19 protein-coding genes are annotated in these 19658 nt (G+C 73.4%); all 19 read left to right on the top strand.

The genetic code is table 11. The features are described from left to right. The first annotated feature begins 3 nt into the window (after positions 1-3). Entirely contained in the window at positions 4-2022 is a 2019-nt protein-coding gene (gene thrS / locus EDD32_RS15150; protein ID WP_211338850.1) for a threonine--tRNA ligase, read from the top strand. Continuing rightward, positions 2019-2573 (top strand): HIT family protein, encoded by a 555-nt coding sequence (locus EDD32_RS15145; protein ID WP_246006161.1) that lies wholly within the window; start codon positions 2019-2021, stop codon positions 2571-2573. Before thrS ends, EDD32_RS15145 begins: the two co-directional genes overlap by 4 nt. Next, entirely contained in the window at positions 2573-3214 is a 642-nt protein-coding gene (gene pgsA, locus EDD32_RS15140) for a phosphatidylinositol phosphate synthase (RefSeq protein WP_123918790.1), read from the top strand. Before EDD32_RS15145 ends, pgsA begins: the two co-directional genes overlap by 1 nt. Further along, positions 3211-4272 (top strand): phosphatidylinositol mannoside acyltransferase, encoded by a 1062-nt coding sequence (locus EDD32_RS15135; RefSeq protein WP_123918788.1) that lies wholly within the window; start codon positions 3211-3213, stop codon positions 4270-4272. The genes pgsA and EDD32_RS15135 overlap by 4 nt, the downstream gene beginning before the upstream one ends. Beyond that, positions 4272-5468, top strand: a complete 1197-nt coding sequence (locus EDD32_RS15130) for a glycosyltransferase family 4 protein (RefSeq protein WP_123918786.1) — start codon at positions 4272-4274, stop codon at positions 5466-5468. Before EDD32_RS15135 ends, EDD32_RS15130 begins: the two co-directional genes overlap by 1 nt. Further along, positions 5465-6067: a hypothetical protein gene (locus EDD32_RS15125; RefSeq protein ID WP_246006160.1), complete on the top strand. Its 603-nt coding sequence runs from the start codon at positions 5465-5467 to the stop codon at positions 6065-6067. The genes EDD32_RS15130 and EDD32_RS15125 overlap by 4 nt, the downstream gene beginning before the upstream one ends. 36 nt (positions 6068-6103) lie before the next feature. After that, positions 6104-7285 (top strand): PrsW family intramembrane metalloprotease, encoded by a 1182-nt coding sequence (locus tag EDD32_RS15120; RefSeq protein WP_123918782.1) that lies wholly within the window; start codon positions 6104-6106, stop codon positions 7283-7285. Between the two features lie 38 nt (positions 7286-7323). Further along, on the top strand, positions 7324-8244 hold the full coding sequence (gene pdxS, locus EDD32_RS15115) for a pyridoxal 5'-phosphate synthase lyase subunit PdxS (protein WP_123918780.1): 921 nt from the start codon (positions 7324-7326) through the stop codon (positions 8242-8244). Between the two features lie 12 nt (positions 8245-8256). Beyond that, positions 8257-8808 carry an NUDIX hydrolase gene (locus EDD32_RS15110; protein ID WP_123918778.1) on the top strand — a complete coding sequence of 184 codons (552 nt, stop codon included), beginning with the start codon at positions 8257-8259 and terminating at the stop codon, positions 8806-8808. A gap of 49 nt (positions 8809-8857) precedes the next feature. Further along, entirely contained in the window at positions 8858-9487 is a 630-nt protein-coding gene (gene pdxT / locus EDD32_RS15105; RefSeq protein WP_123918776.1) for a pyridoxal 5'-phosphate synthase glutaminase subunit PdxT, read from the top strand. A gap of 38 nt (positions 9488-9525) precedes the next feature. Continuing rightward, entirely contained in the window at positions 9526-10287 is a 762-nt protein-coding gene (locus EDD32_RS15100; protein ID WP_123918774.1) for a YebC/PmpR family DNA-binding transcriptional regulator, read from the top strand. Positions 10288-10374: 87 nt separating this feature from the next. After that, entirely contained in the window at positions 10375-10992 is a 618-nt protein-coding gene (ruvC, locus tag EDD32_RS15095; RefSeq protein ID WP_123918772.1) for a crossover junction endodeoxyribonuclease RuvC, read from the top strand. A gap of 63 nt (positions 10993-11055) precedes the next feature. Next, positions 11056-11664, top strand: coding sequence for a Holliday junction branch migration protein RuvA (ruvA, locus tag EDD32_RS15090; protein ID WP_123918770.1), 609 nt, complete (start codon positions 11056-11058; stop codon positions 11662-11664). Next, the gene (gene ruvB / locus EDD32_RS15085) at positions 11606-12679 is read left to right on the top strand and encodes a Holliday junction branch migration DNA helicase RuvB (RefSeq protein WP_123918768.1); all 1074 of its coding nucleotides are present in this window, start codon (positions 11606-11608) and stop codon (positions 12677-12679) included. Before ruvA ends, ruvB begins: the two co-directional genes overlap by 59 nt. A gap of 143 nt (positions 12680-12822) precedes the next feature. After that, the gene (yajC, locus tag EDD32_RS15080) at positions 12823-13254 is read left to right on the top strand and encodes a preprotein translocase subunit YajC (RefSeq protein ID WP_123918766.1); all 432 of its coding nucleotides are present in this window, start codon (positions 12823-12825) and stop codon (positions 13252-13254) included. A 63-nt stretch (positions 13255-13317) separates the two neighbouring features. Further along, positions 13318-15618: a protein translocase subunit SecD gene (gene secD / locus EDD32_RS15075; RefSeq protein WP_246006158.1), complete on the top strand. Its 2301-nt coding sequence runs from the start codon at positions 13318-13320 to the stop codon at positions 15616-15618. Further along, positions 15618-16727: a protein translocase subunit SecF gene (gene secF, locus EDD32_RS15070; protein WP_123918764.1), complete on the top strand. Its 1110-nt coding sequence runs from the start codon at positions 15618-15620 to the stop codon at positions 16725-16727. The genes secD and secF overlap by 1 nt, the downstream gene beginning before the upstream one ends. Further along, entirely contained in the window at positions 16724-17275 is a 552-nt protein-coding gene (locus EDD32_RS15065) for an adenine phosphoribosyltransferase (RefSeq protein WP_123918762.1), read from the top strand. Before secF ends, EDD32_RS15065 begins: the two co-directional genes overlap by 4 nt. Before the next feature lie 50 nt (positions 17276-17325). Beyond that, positions 17326-19656 carry a RelA/SpoT family protein gene (locus EDD32_RS15060; RefSeq protein WP_123918760.1) on the top strand — a complete coding sequence of 777 codons (2331 nt, stop codon included), beginning with the start codon at positions 17326-17328 and terminating at the stop codon, positions 19654-19656. Positions 19657-19658: the final 2 nt, after the last annotated feature.

Below are 19658 nucleotides of genomic sequence, written 5' to 3'. Positions count from 1 at the left end.
ACCGTGGGTACCGACCACCCTTTGACCATCGACGGCACCCCGCGGACGGTCACCGGTGGCACCACGGGCACCGAGCTGTTCACCGACCGGCGCGACGTCGTCGCCCTCCGGGTCGACGGCGAGCTCAGGGACCTCGACACCGAGCTCGCCGCGCTGCCGGCCGGCGCCGTCGTGGAGTCCGTGACGATCGGCAGCCCGGACGGCCTGGCGATCCTGCGGCACTCCGCCGCCCACGTCCTCGCCCAGGCCGTCCAGCAGGTCGACCCCGACGCCAAGCTGGGGATCGGCCCGCCGATCACCGACGGCTTCTACTACGACTTCGACGTCGAGGTGCCCTTCACGCCCGAGCTCCTCAAGGATCTCGAGAAGCAGATGAACCGGATCGTGCGCGAGGGGCAGACCTTCCGGCGCCGTGTGGTGACCGAGGCGGAGGCGCACGCCGAGCTGGCCGACGAGCCCTACAAGCTCGAGCTCATCGGGCTCAAGGGGCCGGCCGGCGCCGGCGAGGTCGCCGAGGGGGCCTCGGTGGAGGTCGGCGGCGGCGAGCTGACGATCTACGACAACGTCCGCCGTGGGGGAGAGGTGGCCTGGAAGGACTTGTGCCGCGGGCCCCACCTGCCCTCGACCAGGCTCATCGGCAACGGCTTCGCGCTCATGCGCTCGGCGGCGGCCTACTGGCGGGGCAGCGAGAAGAACCCGCAGCTCCAGCGCGTCTACGGCACGGCGTGGCCGTCCAAGGACGAGCTCAGGGCCTACACCGACCGCCTGGCCGAGGCCGAGCGGCGTGACCACCGCCGGCTCGGCTCGGAGCTGGACCTGTTCTCCTTCCCGGACGAGATCGGCTCCGGCCTGCCCGTCTTCCACCCCAAGGGCGCCATGATCCGCATGGAGATGGAGGAGTACTCGCGCCGTCGCCACGTCGAGGCGGGCTACTCCTTCGTCAACACCCCGCACATCACCAAGGCGCAGCTCTTCGAGACCTCCCGCCACCTGGAGTGGTACGCGGAGGGGATGTACCCGCCCATGCACCTGGACGAGGTGCGCGACGCCGAGGGCAACGTCACCAAGCAGGGCCAGGACTACTACCTCAAGCCCATGAACTGCCCCATGCACAACCTCGTCTACAACTCCCGCGGCCGGTCCTACCGCGAGCTCCCGCTGCGCCTGTTCGAGTTCGGCAGCGTCTACCGGTACGAGAAGTCCGGGGTCGTGCACGGACTGACCCGGGCGCGCGGCTTCACGCAGGACGACGCCCACATCTACTGCACCCGCGAGCAGATGAAGGACGAGCTCGCCGGCCTGCTCTCGTTCGTCCTCGAGCTCCTCAAGGACTACGGGCTCGAGGAGTTCTACCTCGAGCTGTCCACCCGGGACCCCGAGAAGTCCGTCGGTGACGAGGCCACCTGGGAGGAGGCGACCCGCACCCTCGAGGAGGTCGCGACGGCGTCGGGCCTCGAGCTGGTGCCGGACCCGGGCGGTGCGGCGTTCTACGGTCCCAAGATCTCCGTCCAGGCCAAGGACGCGATCGGCCGGACCTGGCAGCTCTCGACGATCCAGCTCGACTTCTTCGAGCCCGAGCTCTTCGAGCTCGAGTACACCGCCCCGGACGGCTCGCGGCAGCGGCCGGTCATGATCCACCGGGCGCTCTTCGGCTCCATCGAGCGCTTCTTCGGCGTGCTCCTCGAGCACTACGCGGGCGCGTTCCCGGCGTGGCTCGCGCCGGTCCAGGTGGTGGGCGTGCCCGTCGCCGACGTCTTCGACGACTACCTCCGCGGCGTCCTGGACCAGCTCCGCGCGCGAGGTGTGCGCACCGAGCTCGACGCCTCCGACGACCGGTTCGGCAAGAAGATCCGCAACGCCGCCAAGGAGAAGGTGCCGTTCGTCCTCATCGCCGGTGGCGAGGACGTCGAGGCGGGGGCGGTGTCCTTCCGCTACCGCGACGGCACCCAGCGCAACGGCGTCCCCGTGCCGGAGGCGATCGAGGAGATCCTCGCCGCCATCGCCAGCCGGGAGCAGGTGTGACCGACGCCGAGCGGGCGAGCGACCACGCCGGCGTGCCGGACGCCTTCGCGCGCCTCTGGACGCCCCACCGGATGGTCTACGTGGGCGGCCAGGACAAGCCGGAGGACGACGGCGAGGCGGCGTGCCCGTTCTGCACGGCACCCGGCCGCGAGGACGCCGAGTCCCTCATCGTCCACCGCGGCGTGACGGGCTACGTCGTCCTCAACCTCTACCCCTACAACCCCGGCCACGTCCTGGTGTGCCCGTACCGTCACGTCGCGGACCTCACCGAGCTCACCGACGCCGAGCGGGACGAGGTCGGGGCCCTCACCGCCGCCGCGATGAGGGTCCTGCGGGACGTCTCGGCCCCGCACGGTTTCAACCTGGGGATGAACCAAGGACCCGCCGCCGGCGCCGGGATCGCCGGGCACCTGCACCAGCACGTCGTGCCGCGCTGGGGCGGGGACGCCAACTTCTTCCCGATCATCGCCGGCACCAAGGCCCTGCCGCAGGTCCTCGGCGAGACCCGGGACCTCATCGCCGCCTCGTGGGCGGGGTCGGTGGCGCGCTGATGGTGCTCTCGCGAAACGGGCGGGGCTTCGCCACCGCCGTCTTCGGCCCCGCGGCCCGCGGCCTCGTGAGGCGCGGGATCAGTCCCGACGTCGTCACGGTCGGCGGGACGGTCCTGTCCACCACCGTGGCACTGACCTTCCTCCCCTCCGGGCGGCTGACGTCCGGCGCCCTGCTGCTCGGCGCGCTGGTGCTGGCCGACAACCTCGACGGTCAGATGGCCCGCCTGCTGAACCGGGCGAGCCGGTGGGGTGCGTTCCTCGACTCCACCATGGACCGCATCGCCGACGCCGCGATCTTCTCGGGCGTCCTGCTGTGGTCCCTGACCCACCTGGAGGGCCCGCTGCGGGCGTGGACCGCGGGGTTCGCCCTGGCCGCGCTCGTCCTGGGGTCCGTGGTGCCCTACGCCAAGGCGCGGGCCGAGGGCCTGGGCATGACCGCCGACGTCGGCCTCGCCGAGCGCGCGGACCGCCTCCTCGTCGTCCTGGTGGCCACCCTGCTCGTCGGGCTCGGGCTCCCGGCGGCCGTCATGACGGGTGCGCTGGCACTGCTCGCCGTCGCCAGCGCCGTCACCGTGGTCCAGCGCATGCGGACCGTCTACGTCCAGGCCGTGGGCGGGGCCAGGCCCCGGAGCGGCGCATGAGGCTCGACGTCGTCCGGCTCTTCGTCCTCGCCGACGCCGGCGTGCGGGCCCTGCCGGAGCCGGTCGCCCGCGCCGCGTTCGACCTCGTAGCGATCGGCGCCTGGGCGGCGCGCGTCGGCGGGGTCCGTCAGCTCGAGCGCAACCTGTCCCGCGTCCGCCCCGACGTCGGGCGTGCGGGGCTGCTGCGCCTGTCCCTGGCCGGCATGCGGGCGTACATGCGGTACTACTGCGAGTCCTTCCGGCTGCCCGCCCTGGGACCGGACGACCTCGCGGCGCGGGTGCGTGCCACCGGCGACGGGGCGATCCGGGAGGCCCTCACCATGGGGTCGGCGGTCCTGGCGCTGGGTCACACCGGGAACTGGGACCTCGCAGGCGCGTGGGCGACGAAGTTCCTCGGGCCGGTGGTCACCGTGGCGGAGCACCTCGAGCCGGAGGAGATCTTCCAGGGCTTCCTCGAGTTCCGGACCTCCCTGGGAATGACGATCATCCCGCTGGAGAAGGACGGCTCGACCTTCCGCGAGCTGCTGCGCCACACCCGCGGCTCGGCCAGCGTGGTCCCCCTCCTGGCGGACCGCGACCTCTCCCGGACCGGCGTCGACGTCGACCTCCTCGGCCACCGCGCCCGGTTCGCCCCGGGTCCGGCCGCCCTCGCCCTGGCCACCGGGCGTCCGCTGTTCGTGGCGACGATCCGTCACGAGCGGCTCCGGGGCGCCCGCCGCCGTGCGGCCGGCACGGGGTGGGGCATCGCCATCGAGTTCGTCGAGGTCTGGCCGGGCTCGGCCCCCGGCGCGCCCCGGCCCTCCGTGGCGGAGCTGACCCAGCGCTGGGTGGACGCGGTGGCGTCGGGCGTCGCTGCGCACCCCGACCAGTGGCACATGCTCCAGAAGGTCTTCCTCGCCGACCTCGACCCGGACCGGCTCGCGCGTCAGGCGGCTCCCCGGCCGACGCCGGACGGCGGGACCGCCACACCGCCGGACGGCCGTGGGAACGAGACGCCCCCGGACGGCCGCGAGAACGAGACACCCGCTGACGGCGCACCAGCGGCAGGCGGGCGCTGATGCGCATCGGCATCGTCTGCCCGTTCTCCTTCGACGCCCCCGGGGGCGTGCAGTTCCACGTCCGCGACCTCGCGGAGGAGCTCACCACGCGCGGCCACGTCGTCAGCGTCCTGGCACCCGCCGACGAGGACACCGAGGTCCCCGACTACGTCGTCCCCGCCGGCGGCTCGATCCCCATCCCGTACAACGGCTCCGTCGCGCGGGTGACGTTCGGGCCCGTAGCGGGTGCGAAGCTGCGGCGCTGGGTGCAGCAGGGCGACTTCGACCTGCTCCACCTGCACGAGCCGATGAACCCCTCCCTGAGCATGCTCGCGCTGTGGGTGGCGGACGGCCCGGTCGTGGGCACCTTCCACAGCTCCATGGAGCGTTCCCGCGCGCTCCAGGCCGTCTCGCCGGTCGTCGGCCCCATGCTCGAGAAGCTCACCGCCCGCATCGCCGTGTCGGAGGAGGCCCGCCGCACCCTCGTCCAGCACCTGGGCGGTGACGCCGTCGTCGTCCCCAACGGGGTCTACGTCGACCGGTTCGCCGGCGCGCCGACCGACCCGCGCTGGACCGGCACCGACGAGCGTCCGACCGTGGCGTTCCTCGGCCGCCTCGACGAGCCGCGCAAGGGCCTGCCGGTGCTCGCCGCCGCCGTCCCGGCCGTGCTGGCGCGGGTGCCGGGCGCCCGGTTCCTCGTCGCCGGCCGCGGCGACGCCGAGGACGAGCGGGCCCTGCTCGCCACCGCGGGGGAGTCCGTGGAGTTCCTCGGCGGTGTGAGCGACGCCGAGAAGGCGGCCCTGTTCGCCTCGGTCGACGCGTACGTCGCACCGCAGACCGGCGGGGAGAGCTTCGGCATCGTCCTGGTCGAGGCCATGAGCGCCGGGACGCTCGTCGTCGCCTCCGACATCCCGGCGTTCCAGGCCGTCCTTGACGGCGGGGCGCACGGTCGGCTCTTCCGCCGCGGCGACTCCGACAGCCTCGCCCACGCCCTCGTCGACGTCCTCTCCGACCGGTCGGCCGCGCGGGAGCTGGCGGCCCGCGGGGCGGTCGCGGCGCGCCGGTACGACTGGTCCACGGTCACCGACCAGATCCTCGCCGTGTACGAGATGGCGATGTCCACCACGCACGCCCGCGTGCGGGAGGACCCGCGCTCGCGCACGATGTTCGGCCGCCTGCGGGCCGCCACGACGGGCGGTGAGGACGCGTGGGTGTGACCGAGTGGGTGCTCGTCGGCGTCCTGCTGGTCGTCCTGGCGGGGGTGGCGCTGCTGCGCCTGGCGGCGCGCGTCGACCGGCTCCACCGCACCGTCCTGCGCTCACGGGTCACCCTCGACGCCCAGCTGGCGCGCCGCGCCGCGGCGGCCAGCGAGCTGGCCGCGTGCGGGGCGCTCGACCCCGCCGAGGCCCTCGCCGTGACGGACGTGGCGCTGCGGGCCGCCGACGCCGCCCCCGGCGGGGTGGTCGCCGACGGTCTCGAGGGCTTCCCGGAGGCGGACGTCCTCACCGGCGCCGACGCGCGGGACGCCGCGGCCGACCGCGGTCTGGTCGAGAGCGAGCTCAGCCGCACCCTCCGGGCCGTGCTGGGGGAGCCGGCCGACCGGGCCGAGCTCGCGGCCGACCCGCGTGCCGCGGAACCGCTCGAGCGGCTCGAGCACGCCTGGTACCGGCTGCAGCTGGCGCGCCGCTTCCACAACGCCCACGTCGAGCAGGTCCGGCGGCTGCGCACCGACCCGGTCGTGCGGGTCTTCCACCTCGCCGGCCGGGCGCCCCTGCCGGAGCCCTTCGACATGGACGACGTCCTGCCGCAGCGCTGAGCCGGCCCTGCGGGGCCGGAGACCTAGGGTGTGGCCATGACGACGAGCGGGCCACAGCAGATCCCGCCGGGCAGGCCAGGCCGTCCGGCGATCGCCCCCGCGCCGGGCGCACCGCCCACGGTCGGTGGCTGGACGCCGCGCCGGCCCCCGGGCCGCACCCTGCTCGTCGTCGAGGTCCTCGGCATCGCCCTCGGCCTGGCCGGCGTCTACTGGATGATCACCCTCATCATGGGGGTGGGCGGGGCGACCTCCACGGCCATGGCCGGGGCGCTGGCGTTCGTGCCCCTCCTGGTCGTCCTCGGCGCCGTGCGCTGGGTCGACCGCTGGGAGCCCGAGCCACGGAGCCTGCTGCTCACCGCCCTGATGTGGGGCGCCGGGGTCTCCACCGCGGTCTCGCTCGTGTTCAACGAGCTGTTCACCTTCTCGGTCCTGTCCACCACGGGCGACGACACCACCGCCTCGGTCCTCGGCGCCGTCGTGGGTGCGCCCCTGGTGGAGGAGAGTGCCAAGGGCGTCGGCGTCCTCCTCATCTTCCTGCTGCGCCGCCGCTACTTCGACGGCCCGGTGGACGGCATCGTCTACGGGTCGGTCGTGGCCGCCGGGTTCGCCTTCACCGAGAACATCCTCTACTTCGTCCAGTACGAGCAGGCGCTCGGGCAGGTCTTCTTCGCCCGGGCGATCCAGGGCCCCTTCGCCCACGTCACCTTCACGGCCTGTACCGGGCTGGCGCTGGGCCTGGCCAGCCGTACCCGCAGCCGCGGCTCGTGGGTGTGGCTCGCCCCGCTCGGGTGGGCCGGCGCCGTCGCCCTGCACGCCCTGTGGAACGGGTCGGCCGTCATGGCCGTCCACGAGAGCGTGTACTGGACCATCCAGGTGCCGCTCTTCGCCGTCGCGATCCTGCTCGTCCTGGCGCTCCGCCGCGCGGAGCAGCGCACCATCGCGCGGCGGCTGGGGGAGTACGCCCGGGCCGGCTGGTTCGCCCCCTTCGAGGTGGAGATGCTCACCTCGATGCCCGCCCGTCGCGACGCCCGCGCCTGGGCCGCCCGGCGCGGCGCCGCCGGCGCCATGAAGGACTTCCAGCGGACCGCCACCTCCCTGGCCTTCGCACGACAGCGGGCCCTGACCGGCCGGTACGACATCGGTGCGCGCCTGGACGAGCAGCACCTGCTCGAGCAGGTGGTCTCGGCGCGGGCGGGGTTCGCCGCGCGCCGCGACTAGACTGGTGAGGTTCCATCCGCCCTTCCCCCGAGGTCACCGTGTCTGAGAACGAGTTCGCCACCGAGCCGGCCGCCGCGCCCCAGCAGGGCACCGCCCGCGTCAAGCGCGGGATGGCCGAGATGCTCAAGGGCGGCGTCATCATGGACGTCGTCACCCCCGAGCAGGCCAAGATCGCCGAGGACGCGGGCGCCGTGGCCGTCATGGCCCTCGAGCGGGTGCCCGCCGACATCCGCGCGCAGGGCGGGGTCTCGCGCATGAGCGACCCCGACATGATCGACGGCATCATCGCCGCCGTCTCCATCCCCGTGATGGCCAAGGCCCGCATCGGCCACTTCGTCGAGGCCCAGGTCCTCCAGGCGCTCGGCGTGGACTACGTCGACGAGTCCGAGGTCCTCACCCCCGCCGACTACGCCAACCACATCGACAAGTGGCGCTTCACCGTCCCCTTCGTCTGCGGGGCCACCAACCTGGGCGAGGCGCTGCGCCGCATCACCGAGGGCGCCGCGATGATCCGCTCCAAGGGCGAGGCCGGCACCGGGGACGTCTCCAACGCCACCACGCACATGCGCCAGATCCGCCAGGAGATCCGCCGCCTGCAGAACCTGCCCGAGGACGAGCTCTTCGTCGCCGCGAAGGAGCTCCAGGCGCCGTACGAGCTCGTCAAGGAGGTCGCCGGGTCCGGCAAGCTGCCCGTGGTACTCTTCACCGCCGGCGGCATCGCCACCCCGGCCGACGCCGCGATGATGATGCAGCTCGGCGCCGAGGGCGTGTTCGTCGGCTCGGGCATCTTCAAGTCCGGCAACCCCGCCCAGCGGGCCGCGGCGATCGTGCGGGCGACGACCTTCTACGACGACCCGGATGTCATCGCCGAGGTCTCCCGCGGGCTGGGCGAGGCCATGGTCGGCATCAACGTGGACGACATCCCCGTCCCGCACCGTCTCGCCGAGCGCGGCTGGTGACCGCCCGGGCGCATGCCTGACCCGCAGACCTACGGGCTGAGCCCCGACTGGGTGCCCGGGCCGGACGGCATCCCGTACCGTCGCGCCGCCCGCGTGATCGTCGCGGACGAGGAGGACCGGGTCCTCCTCGTCCGTGGGCACGACTCCGGCGAGGTGACCCGCTCGTGGTGGTTCACCGTCGGCGGCGGCGTGGACGCCGGCGAGGACGGGCGCGCCGGTGCGGTGCGCGAGCTGGCCGAGGAGACCGGGCTGGTGGTCGGCCCCGAGGAGCTCCTCGGGCCGGTCCTGACCCGCAGCGCCCTGTTCGACTTCGCCCGGGTGACCTGCCGGCAGGACGAGGACTTCTTCTTCGTGCGCGTCACCGCCACGGAGGTCAGCCACGCCGGCTGGACCGAGCTCGAGCGCGAGGTCCTCGACGAGGTGCGCTGGTGGCACGTGGCCGAGCTGGAGGAGGCGGTGGGCGCCGGGGTCGTCGTCTACCCCGCAGGGCTGCCCGCCATCGTCGCCCGGCTGCTGCGCGGCTGGGACGGGACGGCCGAGCACCTCGACGAGTCGTCGGTGTGAGCGGGACGACCGGCCGGGTCCGTCCGAGCCCGGTATAGGATCCCCCGCCGTGACTTCTTCCCCCACGATCGGCGTCCTGGCGCTGCAGGGCGACGTGCGCGAGCACGTCGCCGCGCTCGCGGCGGCCGGCGCCCGACCGGTCACGGTGCGACGGGCGACCGAGCTCGCCGCCGTCGACGCCCTCGTGCTGCCCGGTGGGGAGTCGACGACGATCGAGAAGCTCCTCAAGGCCTTCGAGCTGTACGTGCCCCTGCGCGGGCGCATCGCCGCCGGCCTGCCGGTGTACGGCTCCTGCGCGGGGATGATCCTGCTGGCCGACCGGGTGGCCGGCGCCACCGCCGACCAGGAGGGGCTGGGCGGGATCGACATGACCGTGCGGCGCAACGCCTTCGGGCGCCAGGTCGACTCCTTCGAGGAGGACCTCGCCGTGCCGGCGCTCTCCGAAGCGGGGGAGGGCCCCCTGCACGCGGTGTTCATCCGCGCCCCGTGGGTCGAGCAGGTCGGGGCGGACGTGGAGGTCCTCGCCCGCACCGGCGCCCCGGGCGCGTCCGGCACCGGCGACGGTAAGATCGTCGCGGTTCGGCACGGCAGGCTGCTCGCCACCGCCTTCCATCCGGAGATCGGGGGGGACGGGCGGGTGCACCGATACTTCGTGGGCATGGTCCGCGACGCGGCCTGACCGCTCGCCATGCACACGCAACCTCCGAGGAGCACACAGTGTCCGGTCACTCCAAGTGGGCCACCACCAAGCACAAGAAGGCGGCCATCGACGCCAAGCGGGGCAAGCTCTTCGCGCGGATGATCAAGAACATCGAGGTCGCCGCGCGCACCGGCGGCGGTGACCCGGCCGGCAACCCCACACTCTTCGACGCCATCCAGAAGGCGAAGAAGTCGTCCGTGCCGGCCGACAACATCGACCGCGCCGTCAAGCGCGGCTCCGGCGCGGAGACGGGCGGCGCCGACTACGAGACCATCATGTACGAGGGCTACGCCCCCGGCGGCGTCGCGGTCCTCGTCGAGTGCCTCACCGACAACCGCAACCGCGCCGCCTCCGACGTCCGCGTGGCGTTCACCCGCAACGGCGGCAACCTCGCCGACCCCGGCTCGGTGTCGTACCTGTTCAACCGCCGGGGCGTGGTCACCCTGCCCAAGACCGGCGGGCTCAGCGAGGACGACGTCCTCGCCGCCGTCCTCGACGCCGGCGCCGAGGAGGTCAACGACCTCGGCGACTCCTTCGAGGTGCTCTCCGAGGCCACCGACGTCGTCGCCGTGCGGACCGCCCTGCAGGACGCGGGGATCGAGTACGACTCCGCCGAGGCGCAGTTCGTGCCCTCCATGGAGGTCGAGGTGGACCTCGACGGCGCCCGCAAGGTCCTGCGCCTCATCGACGCCCTCGAGGACAGCGACGACGTCCAGAACGTCTTCGCCAACTTCGACGCCTCCGACGAGGTCATGGCGGCGCTCGACGAGGAGGACTGAGGTCCACCGCCGCAGTGGCCGCCGCCCCGCGCACACCCCGGCGCGCCGGTGCCGCCGCGGCGGCGGGCCGCGGGGGAGAGTAGGCGGGTGCGCATCCTCGGAGTCGACCCCGGCATGACCCGCTGCGGTCTCGGCGTCGTGGACACCGCCGCCGGGCGGCGGGTGCACCTCGTCGAGGTCGGCGTGGTGCGCACGGCCGCCGAGCTCTCCCCGCACCTGCGCCTGCTCGCCGTCGCCGAGGAGATCGAGCGCTGGCTGACGACGCTGCGCCCGGACGTCGTCGCGGTCGAGCGGGTCTTCGCCCAGGCGAACGTGCGCTCGGTCACCGGGACGTCCCAGGTGGCCGGCGTGGCCATGCTCGCGGCCGCCCGCGCGCACCTGCCGCTGGCGCTGCACACGCCGAGCGAGGTCAAGGCCGCGGTGACGGGGAACGGCCGTGCCGAGAAGGCGCAGGTCCAGGAGATGGTCATGCGCATCCTGGGCCTCGCCGAGCGGCCGCGCCCCGCCGACGCCGCCGACGCCCTCGCCCTGGCCATCTGCCACGCCTGGCGCGGCGGCGGGGCGGGCTCGGCGGTGCGCGCCCAGTACGGCGGCGCGGACACCCTGCCCCGCGCCACCGGGGCCGGCCTCACGCCGGCCCAGCGCGCGTGGGCCGAGGCCGAGCGGTCGGCGCGCCGGGCCGGCGCCGTCGCACCCAAGCTGTAGGTTGGTCGTACACCTGTACGTCCCGCACGCCGAGCGGGCAGCCCGCCGGGAGGAACCACACCGATGATCGCCGCCGTCACCGGCACCGTCGAGAGCGTCACGCTCGACCGAGCCGTGGTCACCGTGGGCGGGGTGGGCATGCTCGTCCACGCCACGCCCACCACGCTGGCCGGGTTGCGCGTGGGGGACCGGACCCGCCTGGCGACCACGCTGGTGGTGCGCGAGGACTCCCTCACCCTGTTCGGCTTCGCCGACGACGACGAGCGTGAGGTCTTCGAGACCCTCCAGACGGTCTCCGGAGTCGGGCCGCGCCTGGCGCTGGCCATGCTGGCCGTGCACACCCCCGACGGTCTGCGTCGCGCCGTCGCGGCGGAGGACCTCGCCGCCCTCCAGCGGGTGCCCGGCATCGGCCGCAAGGGTGCCCAGCGCATCGTCCTCGAGGTCGGGACGAAGCTCGGCACCCCGGGCGGGACGGGCGCGGAGCCGGCCCCGGCACCGGCTGCGGCCGACGGGGCCCCCGACGTCGTCGAGGCCCTCGTCCAGCTCGGCTGGACCGAGAAGGTCGCCGCCGGGGCCGTCGAGTCCGTCCTGACCGCCGACGACGCCCCCTCGGATGTCCCGGCGATCCTGCGGGCGGCGCTGCAGAGCCTCGGCGGGCAGCGCCGTGGCTGACGCCCGAGAGGTGGTCGACGCCGCGGCGGACGACCTCGAACGGGCCGCCGAGGCCGCGCTGCGCCCGCGGCGGCTGGCCGACTTCGTCGGTCAGGAGGTCGTGCGAGACCAGCTCTCCCTCCTCCTGGACGCCGCGAACGCGCGCCAGAGCCCGCCCGACCACGTCCTGCTGTCCGGCCCGCCGGGGCTGGGCAAGACCACCCTGGCGATGATCATCGCCGCCGAGGTCGAGGGGTCCCTGCGGCTGACGTCCGGGCCCGCCATCCAGCACGCCGGTGACCTGGCCGCGATCCTGTCGTCCCTCCAGGACCGCGACGTGCTGTTCATCGACGAGATCCACCGCCTCGCCCGGCCCGCCGAGGAGATGCTGTACCTGGCGATGGAGGACTACCGGGTCGACGTCATCGTCGGCAAGGGGCCCGGCGCCACGTCGATCCCGCTCAGCCTCCCGCCGTTCACGGTGGTCGGCGCCACCACCCGCGCCGGCTTGCTGCCGGCCCCGCTGCGGGACCGGTTCGGGTTCACCGGCCATCTCGAGTTCTACTCACCCGCCGAGCTGGAGCGGGTGCTGCGGCGCAGCGCGGGCCTGCTCGGCGCGCCGCTGCACGACGACGCCGCCACCGAGCTCGCCTCCCGGTCGCGGGGCACCCCGCGGATCGCCAACCGCCTCCTGCGCCGGGTGCAGGACTTCGCCCAGGTGCGCGGCAGCGGCGAGCTCGACCTCGCTGCCGCCCACGGGGCGCTGGACGTGTTCGAGGTCGACCGGCTCGGCCTGGACCGGCTCGACCGTGCCGTGCTGCAGGCCCTGTGCAACCGCTTCGGCGGCGGCCCGGTGGGCCTGACCACCCTCGCCGTGACCGTCGGTGAGGAGCCGGAGACCGTCGAGACCGTCGCCGAGCCGTTCCTCGTGCGCGAGGGTCTGATCGTGCGCACGCCCCGGGGCCGGATGGCCACGCCGGCCGCGTACGACCACCTCGGGCTCGACCGGCCCGGCGACGGCCTGCTCTTCGTCTGAGCGGCACGCGGCCCCCGCCGGACGAACCGCGCGTCCGCGTGCCGAGGAACCCACCGGACGCGCGCGGCGGAGTTCCCCCCGGCGGCGGGGCGTGGCCTAGACTCAGGTGGCCATCGTCCTCGACACGACCGGAGCATCTCCCGATGGATCCCTCGATCTTGATCTTCCTCGCCCTCATGCTCGGCATGATGTGGTTCATCAGCTCACGCGGGAAGAAGCAGCAGGCCGCCGCCCGGCAGAAGCTCGAGGAGGCGCTCGTCCCGGGCACGTGGGTCATGACGATCGGCGGCTTCCTCGGGAAGATCGTCGACATCGACGGCGACGTCATCACCCTGGAGAGCCCCTCCGGCGTGGAGACCATCTGGAACCGGACCGCGATCCGCGAGGCCAAGGAGCCCCCGTACGCCTCGGCCGACGAGGACGAGGGCGAGATCGACGGCGTCGTCGTCCCCGACGACGCCGGTGCCCTGGGTGGCACGCCGACGGCCATCGACGGCACGGGCACCACCGGGACCGGCGGGCTGCCCCCGGCCGACCGCGGACCCGACGGCGACCGCGAGAACCCGCGCCCCTGACCTGCCGCCCGGTCCGGGCGAGCACCTGCGGCCCCTCGCCGCCCTGCACGAGAGAAGACATCGGTGGCGCAACGCCCGAAGAAGAACCGTCCCGGCCGGTCGCTCGGCCTGCTGGCCCTGCTGGTCCTCCTCCTCACCGGATCGCTGGTGGCCGGCGTCCAGCTCACCGGCGACGAGGAGGACGGGGCGTCCTTCGCGCCCCGCCTGGCGCTGGACCTCGAGGGCGGCACGCAGCTGATCCTCACGCCCACCACCACCGACGGGTCGGAGGTGACGGAGGAGGACATCACCCAGGCGATCGAGATCATCCGCCAGCGGGTGGACGCCTCCGGCGTCACCGAGGCCGAGATCACGAGCCAGGGCGGGCAGAACATCGTCGTCGCCCTCCCCGGGACCCCGTCGCAGGAGACCCTCGACCTCGTGCGGCGGTCCGCGCAGCTGCGGTTCCGGCCGGTGCTGACGCTCGCCGGTCCCGGCACGATCGACCCGGTCGCCTTCGAGGAGTCCCAGCAGCCCGCCGAGGAGCCGACCGACGCCGCCGCCGAGCAGCTCACCGACGGGCAGACCGAGGCGCCCGCCGACGCCGCCGGCGAGCAGCCGACCGACGCCGCCACCGAGCAGCCGACCGACGCCGCCACCGAGCAGCCGACCGACGCCGCCACCGAGCAGCCGACCGACGCCGCCACCGAGCAGCCGACCGACGCCGCCACCGAGGAGCCGACGGCGCCGCCGACCCAGGAGGAGATCGAGGCCGCGGCCCGCGCCGCGTCGGACGCCGACGGCGACGGTCAGCTCTCCGCGGACCCCGCGACCGAGCCGACGTCGTCCTCCGACCTCGCGTGGATCACCGAGCAGGTCAGCTACGACTTCTACACCACCGACTGCACCGACCCGGCGAATCTCACCGGGGGCGTCGAGGACGACCCCGCCGCCCCGCTGGTGGCGTGCTCGGACGACGGTGCCACGAAGTTCATCCTCGGCCCCACCGCCCTCGAGGGCACGAACGTCGACTCCGCCACCTCGGGCATGGGCGTCAACCAGCAGGGCGTCAGCACGGGGCAGTGGGTCGTCTCACTCGAGATGGACGGTGAGGGCGCCGACGTCTTCGCCGAGTTCAGCCAGCGCCTGCTCGACCTGCCCGAGCCGCAGAACCAGTTCGGCATCGTCCTGGACGGCCTGGTGATCTCCAACGCGGTGATGCAGAACGCCATCTTCGACGGCCGGGCCCAGATCTCCGGCGACTTCACCCGCGAGACCGCGGCGTCGCTCGCCAACCAGCTGAACTTCGGGTCGCTCCCGCTGGACTTCACGGTCCAGTCCGAGGACCAGATCTCCGCGACGCTCGGCTCCGAGCAGCTCCAGCGCGGCGTCCTCGCCGGCCTCATCGGTGCCGGCCTGGTCATCCTCTACATGTTCTGGCAGTACCGCGGGCTGGGCCTGGTCTCCGTGGCCAGCCTCCTCATCGCGGCGCTGCTTACCTACCTCGTCATCACCATCCTGTCGTGGACGGTCGGGTACCGCCTGTCCCTGCCCGGCGTCGTCGGCATGATCGTCGCGGTGGGCATCACGGCGGACTCGTTCATCGTCTACTTCGAACGCATCCGGGACGAGGTCCGTGAGGGCCGGCTCCTCGTCGACGCGGTGGAGCACGGCTGGGCCCGCGCGCGTCGCACCATCCTGGCCTCCGACGCGGTGAACTTCCTCGCTGCGCTCGTCCTGTACTACCTGGCCGTCGGCGGCGTCCGCGGGTTCGCCTTCACCCTCGGCCTCACGACCCTCATCGACCTCCTCGTGGTCATGCTCTTCACGCACCCGCTCATGCGGGTGCTCATCCGCACGCAGTTCTTCGGCCAGGGGCACCGACTCTCCGGTCTGGACCCCGTCCGGCTCGGTGCCAGCTCGGTGACCTACCGCGGCCGGGGCCGGTTCGACCGGGCCGCGCGACCGGCGACGGCGGCGCGTCCGGCCGAGAGGACCCTGGTGGGGGCGGGGGTGGGCGCAGGCTCCACGGGCTCGGCCGCTGGCGGTGAGCCGCGGTCTGCCGGGACGGGCTCCGCCGGGACGACGACTCCCACCGCGAGCAGCCGGAGCGCCGCCGGGGCGGGCGTGGTGCCGCCGGCCTCCGCGACAGGGGCCACGCACGACGTCGACGGCGCTCACGACGACGAGCTCTACGCACCGGACGGCCGCCGTCTGACCATCGCCGAGCGCCGCGCGGCCGCGCGCGCCCGGGCCGCCGCCCGGGAGGGGACCGGCTCGGAGGACACCCGGCCGGACACCGGCGTACCGCCGGACGCCGGACCCCCCACCGACCTGCCCGGCACGGGCACCGACACCCGCACCACGGAAGGCGGTGAGCGCTGATGCGCGGCCTGTCCTCCCTCGGCAACGAGCTCTACACCGGACGCCGGTCCGTCCAGATCGTCGGACGACGCCGGACCTGGTTCACCATCGCGCTCGCGCTCGTGGTCGTCTCGGTCCTCATTCTCGCGGTCAAGGGCATGAACCTCGGCATCGAGTTCCGCGGCGGCTCGCAATTCACCGTCTCGGGCGCCGCCAACCTCGACCAGCAGCCCGCGGCCGATGTCGTCGCCGAGCTGTCGGGCGAGCCGCCGCGGATCTCCACGGTCGGAACCGACTCGCTGCGGGTGCAGACCGCCGAGCTGACCAGCGAGGAGACCCAGCAGCTCCGGGACGGCCTGGCCGAGGCGTACGGCGTACCGGCGGAGGACGTCACCGCGACGTTCGTCGGTCCGTCGTGGGGCCAGGACGTCACCGCCAAGGCCCTTCAGGGCCTGGTGATCTTCCTGGTGCTCGTCTCGCTCGTCATGGCGGCCTACTTCCGCACGTGGACGATGTCGGTCGCGGCGATCGTGGCGCTCCTGCACGACCTCGTCGCCACGGTCGGGGTGTACGCGCTCGTCGGGTTCGAGGTGACCCCCGCCTCCGTCATCGGCTTCCTCACCATCCTGGGCTACTCCCTCTACGACACGGTCGTCGTCTTCGACAAGGTCCGCGAGAACAACGCGGACCTGTACACCCAGCACCGGCGCACCTACGCCGAGGGCGCCAACCTCGCCGTCAACCAGACGCTCGTGCGGTCGATCAACACCTCGGTCGTGGGCCTGCTGCCGGTCGCCTCGATCCTCTTCGTCGGGGCGTTCCTCCTCGGCGCGGGCACGCTGCGCGACATCGCGCTGGCACTGTTCGTCGGGATGCTGCTGTCGACCTACTCCTCGATCTTCATCGCCACGCCCCTCGAGGTCACGCTGCGGGAGCGTTCGGAGCCCATCCGCCGGCACACCCGTTCGGTGCTCGAGCACCGGGCGCGCAGCCGCGCCGCGGCCGGTGAGGGGCAGGGCGGCGAGGACGTCGCCGCCCGTACCGAGGACCTCACCGGCGTGGGGGTCGTCGCCGGCCACCACCAGGGCCACGACGCCCAGCCCAGACGACGCAAGAAGGGCCGACGATGACCGCCGCACCGCAGACCGCTTTCCCGACCTCGCTCACCGACCTGGTCCGTGGGCACATCCGGGAGATCCCGGACTTCCCGGCGCCCGGCGTGCTGTTCCGTGACATCACCCCGCTCCTCGCCGACGGGCCCGCCTTCGGGGCCCTCGTCGACGGCCTGGCGGAGAAGTACCGCGGTCGGGTCGACGCCGTCGCGGGCCTGGAGTCCCGTGGCTTCATCCTCGCGGCACCGCTGGCGAACGCCCTGGGCGTCGGCATGATCACCGTGCGCAAGGCCGGGCGGCTCCCCGGGCCCGTCATCGGTGTCGACTACGCCCTCGAGTACGGCACCGCTCGCATGGAGCTGCGGCCCGAGACCGTCCGCGACGGCCAGCGCGTCCTCATCATCGACGACGTCCTCGCCACCGGGGGCACGGGCGCGGCGGCCGTCAAGCTCATCGAGCGCAGCGGCGGCGAGGTCGTCGCCCTGGCCATGCTGCTCGAGCTCGCCGCGCTCGGGGGGCGCTCGAAGCTCGAGGGTCACGACGTCGACGCGGTGCTCGTGTACTGAGGCGGCGTCGCCGGTCGTCCGGCCCTCCGGGCGCACCGTAGGATTCTCCAATGGCGGGCGAACGGATCCCGGCGCCGGGAGAGACGGGCGCGACCGACACGGTCGTCCCCGGGTCGCGGGTGCGCTCTCGCCTTGTCTGGCTCGGCTCCCGCGGCCACACGAGCCCGCCGGCGATCGAGCCGCTGCTGCGCGCCGTCCGGGCGAACCACCCCAAGGCCGACGTCCAGCTCCTGGTGCGCGCCTACGAGGTCGCCGAGGAGGCCCACCGCGGGCAGGTCCGCAAGAGCGGCGACCCCTACATCACCCACCCGGTCTCCGTCGCGACCATCCTCGCCGAGCTGGGCATGACCCCGCCCACCCTGGCCGCGGCGCTGCTGCACGACACCGTGGAGGACACCGGGTACTCCCTCGAGGCGCTGCGCAAGGAGTTCGGCGAGGAGATCGCCCTGCTCGTCGACGGCGTCACCAAGCTCGACAAGGTCACCTACGGCGACGCCGCCCAGGCCGAGACCGTCCGCAAGATGGTCGTGGCGATGGCCAAGGACATCCGCGTCCTCGTCATCAAGCTCGCGGACCGGCTGCACAACGCGCGCACCTGGAAGTACGTCCCCGCGGCCTCCGCCCAGCGCAAGGCGCGCGAGACCCTGGAGATCTACGCCCCGCTCGCGCACCGGCTGGGCATGAACACGATCAAGTGGGAGCTGGAGGACCTCTCCTTCGCCACCCTGTATCCCAAGGTCTACGAGGAGATCGAGCACCTCGTCGCCGAGCGCGCACCGGCCCGCGACGAGTACCTCGACCAGGTGAGCCAGCAGATCGAGTCGGACCTGCGCAGCGCGAAGATCCGCGGGGTGGTCACCGGCCGGCCCAAGCACTACTACTCGATCTACCAGAAGATGATCGTGCGCGGCCGCGACTTCGACGACATCTTCGACCTCGTCGGGGTGCGCGTCCTCGTGGACTCGGTGCGCGACTGCTACGCCGCGCTCGGCGCGATGCACGCCCGCTGGACGCCCCTCCCGGGGCGGTTCAAGGACTACATCGCGATGCCGAAGTTCAACCTGTACCAGTCCCTCCACACCACCGTCGTCGGGCCGGGCGGGCGGCCGGTCGAGATCCAGATCCGCACCCACGACATGCACCGCCGGGCCGAGTACGGCGTCGCCGCCCACTGGAAGTACAAGGAGAACCCCGGCGCCAAGGGCGCCAAGTCGGGCGAGGCTCCCCCCAGCGAGATGGGTTGGCTGCGCCAGCTCGTGGACTGGCAGCGCGAGACCGCGGACCCCGGCGAGTTCCTCGACTCGCTGCGCTACGAGATGTCGGGCTCGCAGGTCTACGTCTTCACCCCCAAGGGCGACGTCATCGCCCTCCCCGCCGGGGCCACCCCCGTCGACTTCGCCTACGCCGTCCACACCGAGGTCGGGCACCGCACGGTCGGGGCGCGTGTCAACGGCCGTCTCGTGCCGCTCGACTCCGCGCTGGAGAACGGTGACAACGTCGAGGTCTTCACCTCCAAGGCCGAGGGGGCCGGCCCCAGCCAGGACTGGCTGACCTTCGTCAAGAGCCCGCGGGCGCGCAACAAGATCAAGGCGTGGTTCACGAAGGAACGGCGCGAGGAGGCCATCGAGCTGGGCAAGACCCAGCTGACGAAGGCGATGCGCAAGCAGAACCTGCCCATCCAGCGCCTCATGAACCACGAGTCGCTCAGCGCCCTCGCCACCGAGATGCGCTACGCCGACGTGTCCTCGCTCTACGCAGCGGTCGGCGAGAACCACGTCTCCGCCTCCAACGTCGTCCACCGGCTCGTTCAGTCGATGGGTGGGGAGCCGGGCGCCGAGGAGACCCTCGCCGAGGCGACGATGCCGGGGGAGCAGCGCATCCGGCACCGCACCGGGGACTCCGGGGTCGTCGTGGAGGGCATGGCGGACACCGACATCTGGGTCAAGCTCGCCCGGTGCTGCACCCCCGTCCCGGGCGACCCGATCGTCGGGTTCATCACCCGCGGCTCGGGAGTCTCCGTGCACCGCGCGGACTGCGGCAACGTCGAGGGCCTGCGCGCCCAGCCCGAGCGGATGGTCTCGGTCAGCTGGGCGCCGCGCGGCCAGAGCACGTTCCTCGTGCAGATCCAGGTCGAGGCGCTGGACCGCAACGCGCTCCTGTCGGACGTCACGCGCGTCCTGTCCGAGAACCACGTCAACATCCTCTCGGCCGCGGTCTCGACCTCGCGGGACCGCGTGGCGCTGAGCAAGTTCGTCTTCGAGATGGCCGAGCCCTCCCACCTCGGCGCCGTCCTCAGCGCGGTGCGCCGGATCGACGGTGTCTTCGACGCCTACCGGGTCACGGGGACGAAGAGCTCGCGCACCCCCGAGCCCAACGCCTGACG

Source organism: Georgenia muralis (genome assembly GCF_003814705.1).
In the GTDB taxonomy this organism is placed as follows: Bacteria; Actinomycetota; Actinomycetes; order Actinomycetales; family Actinomycetaceae; genus Georgenia; species Georgenia muralis.
The sequence above is the reverse complement of the archived record's forward strand: the minus strand, read 5'-3'. Positions and strand labels throughout refer to the sequence as shown.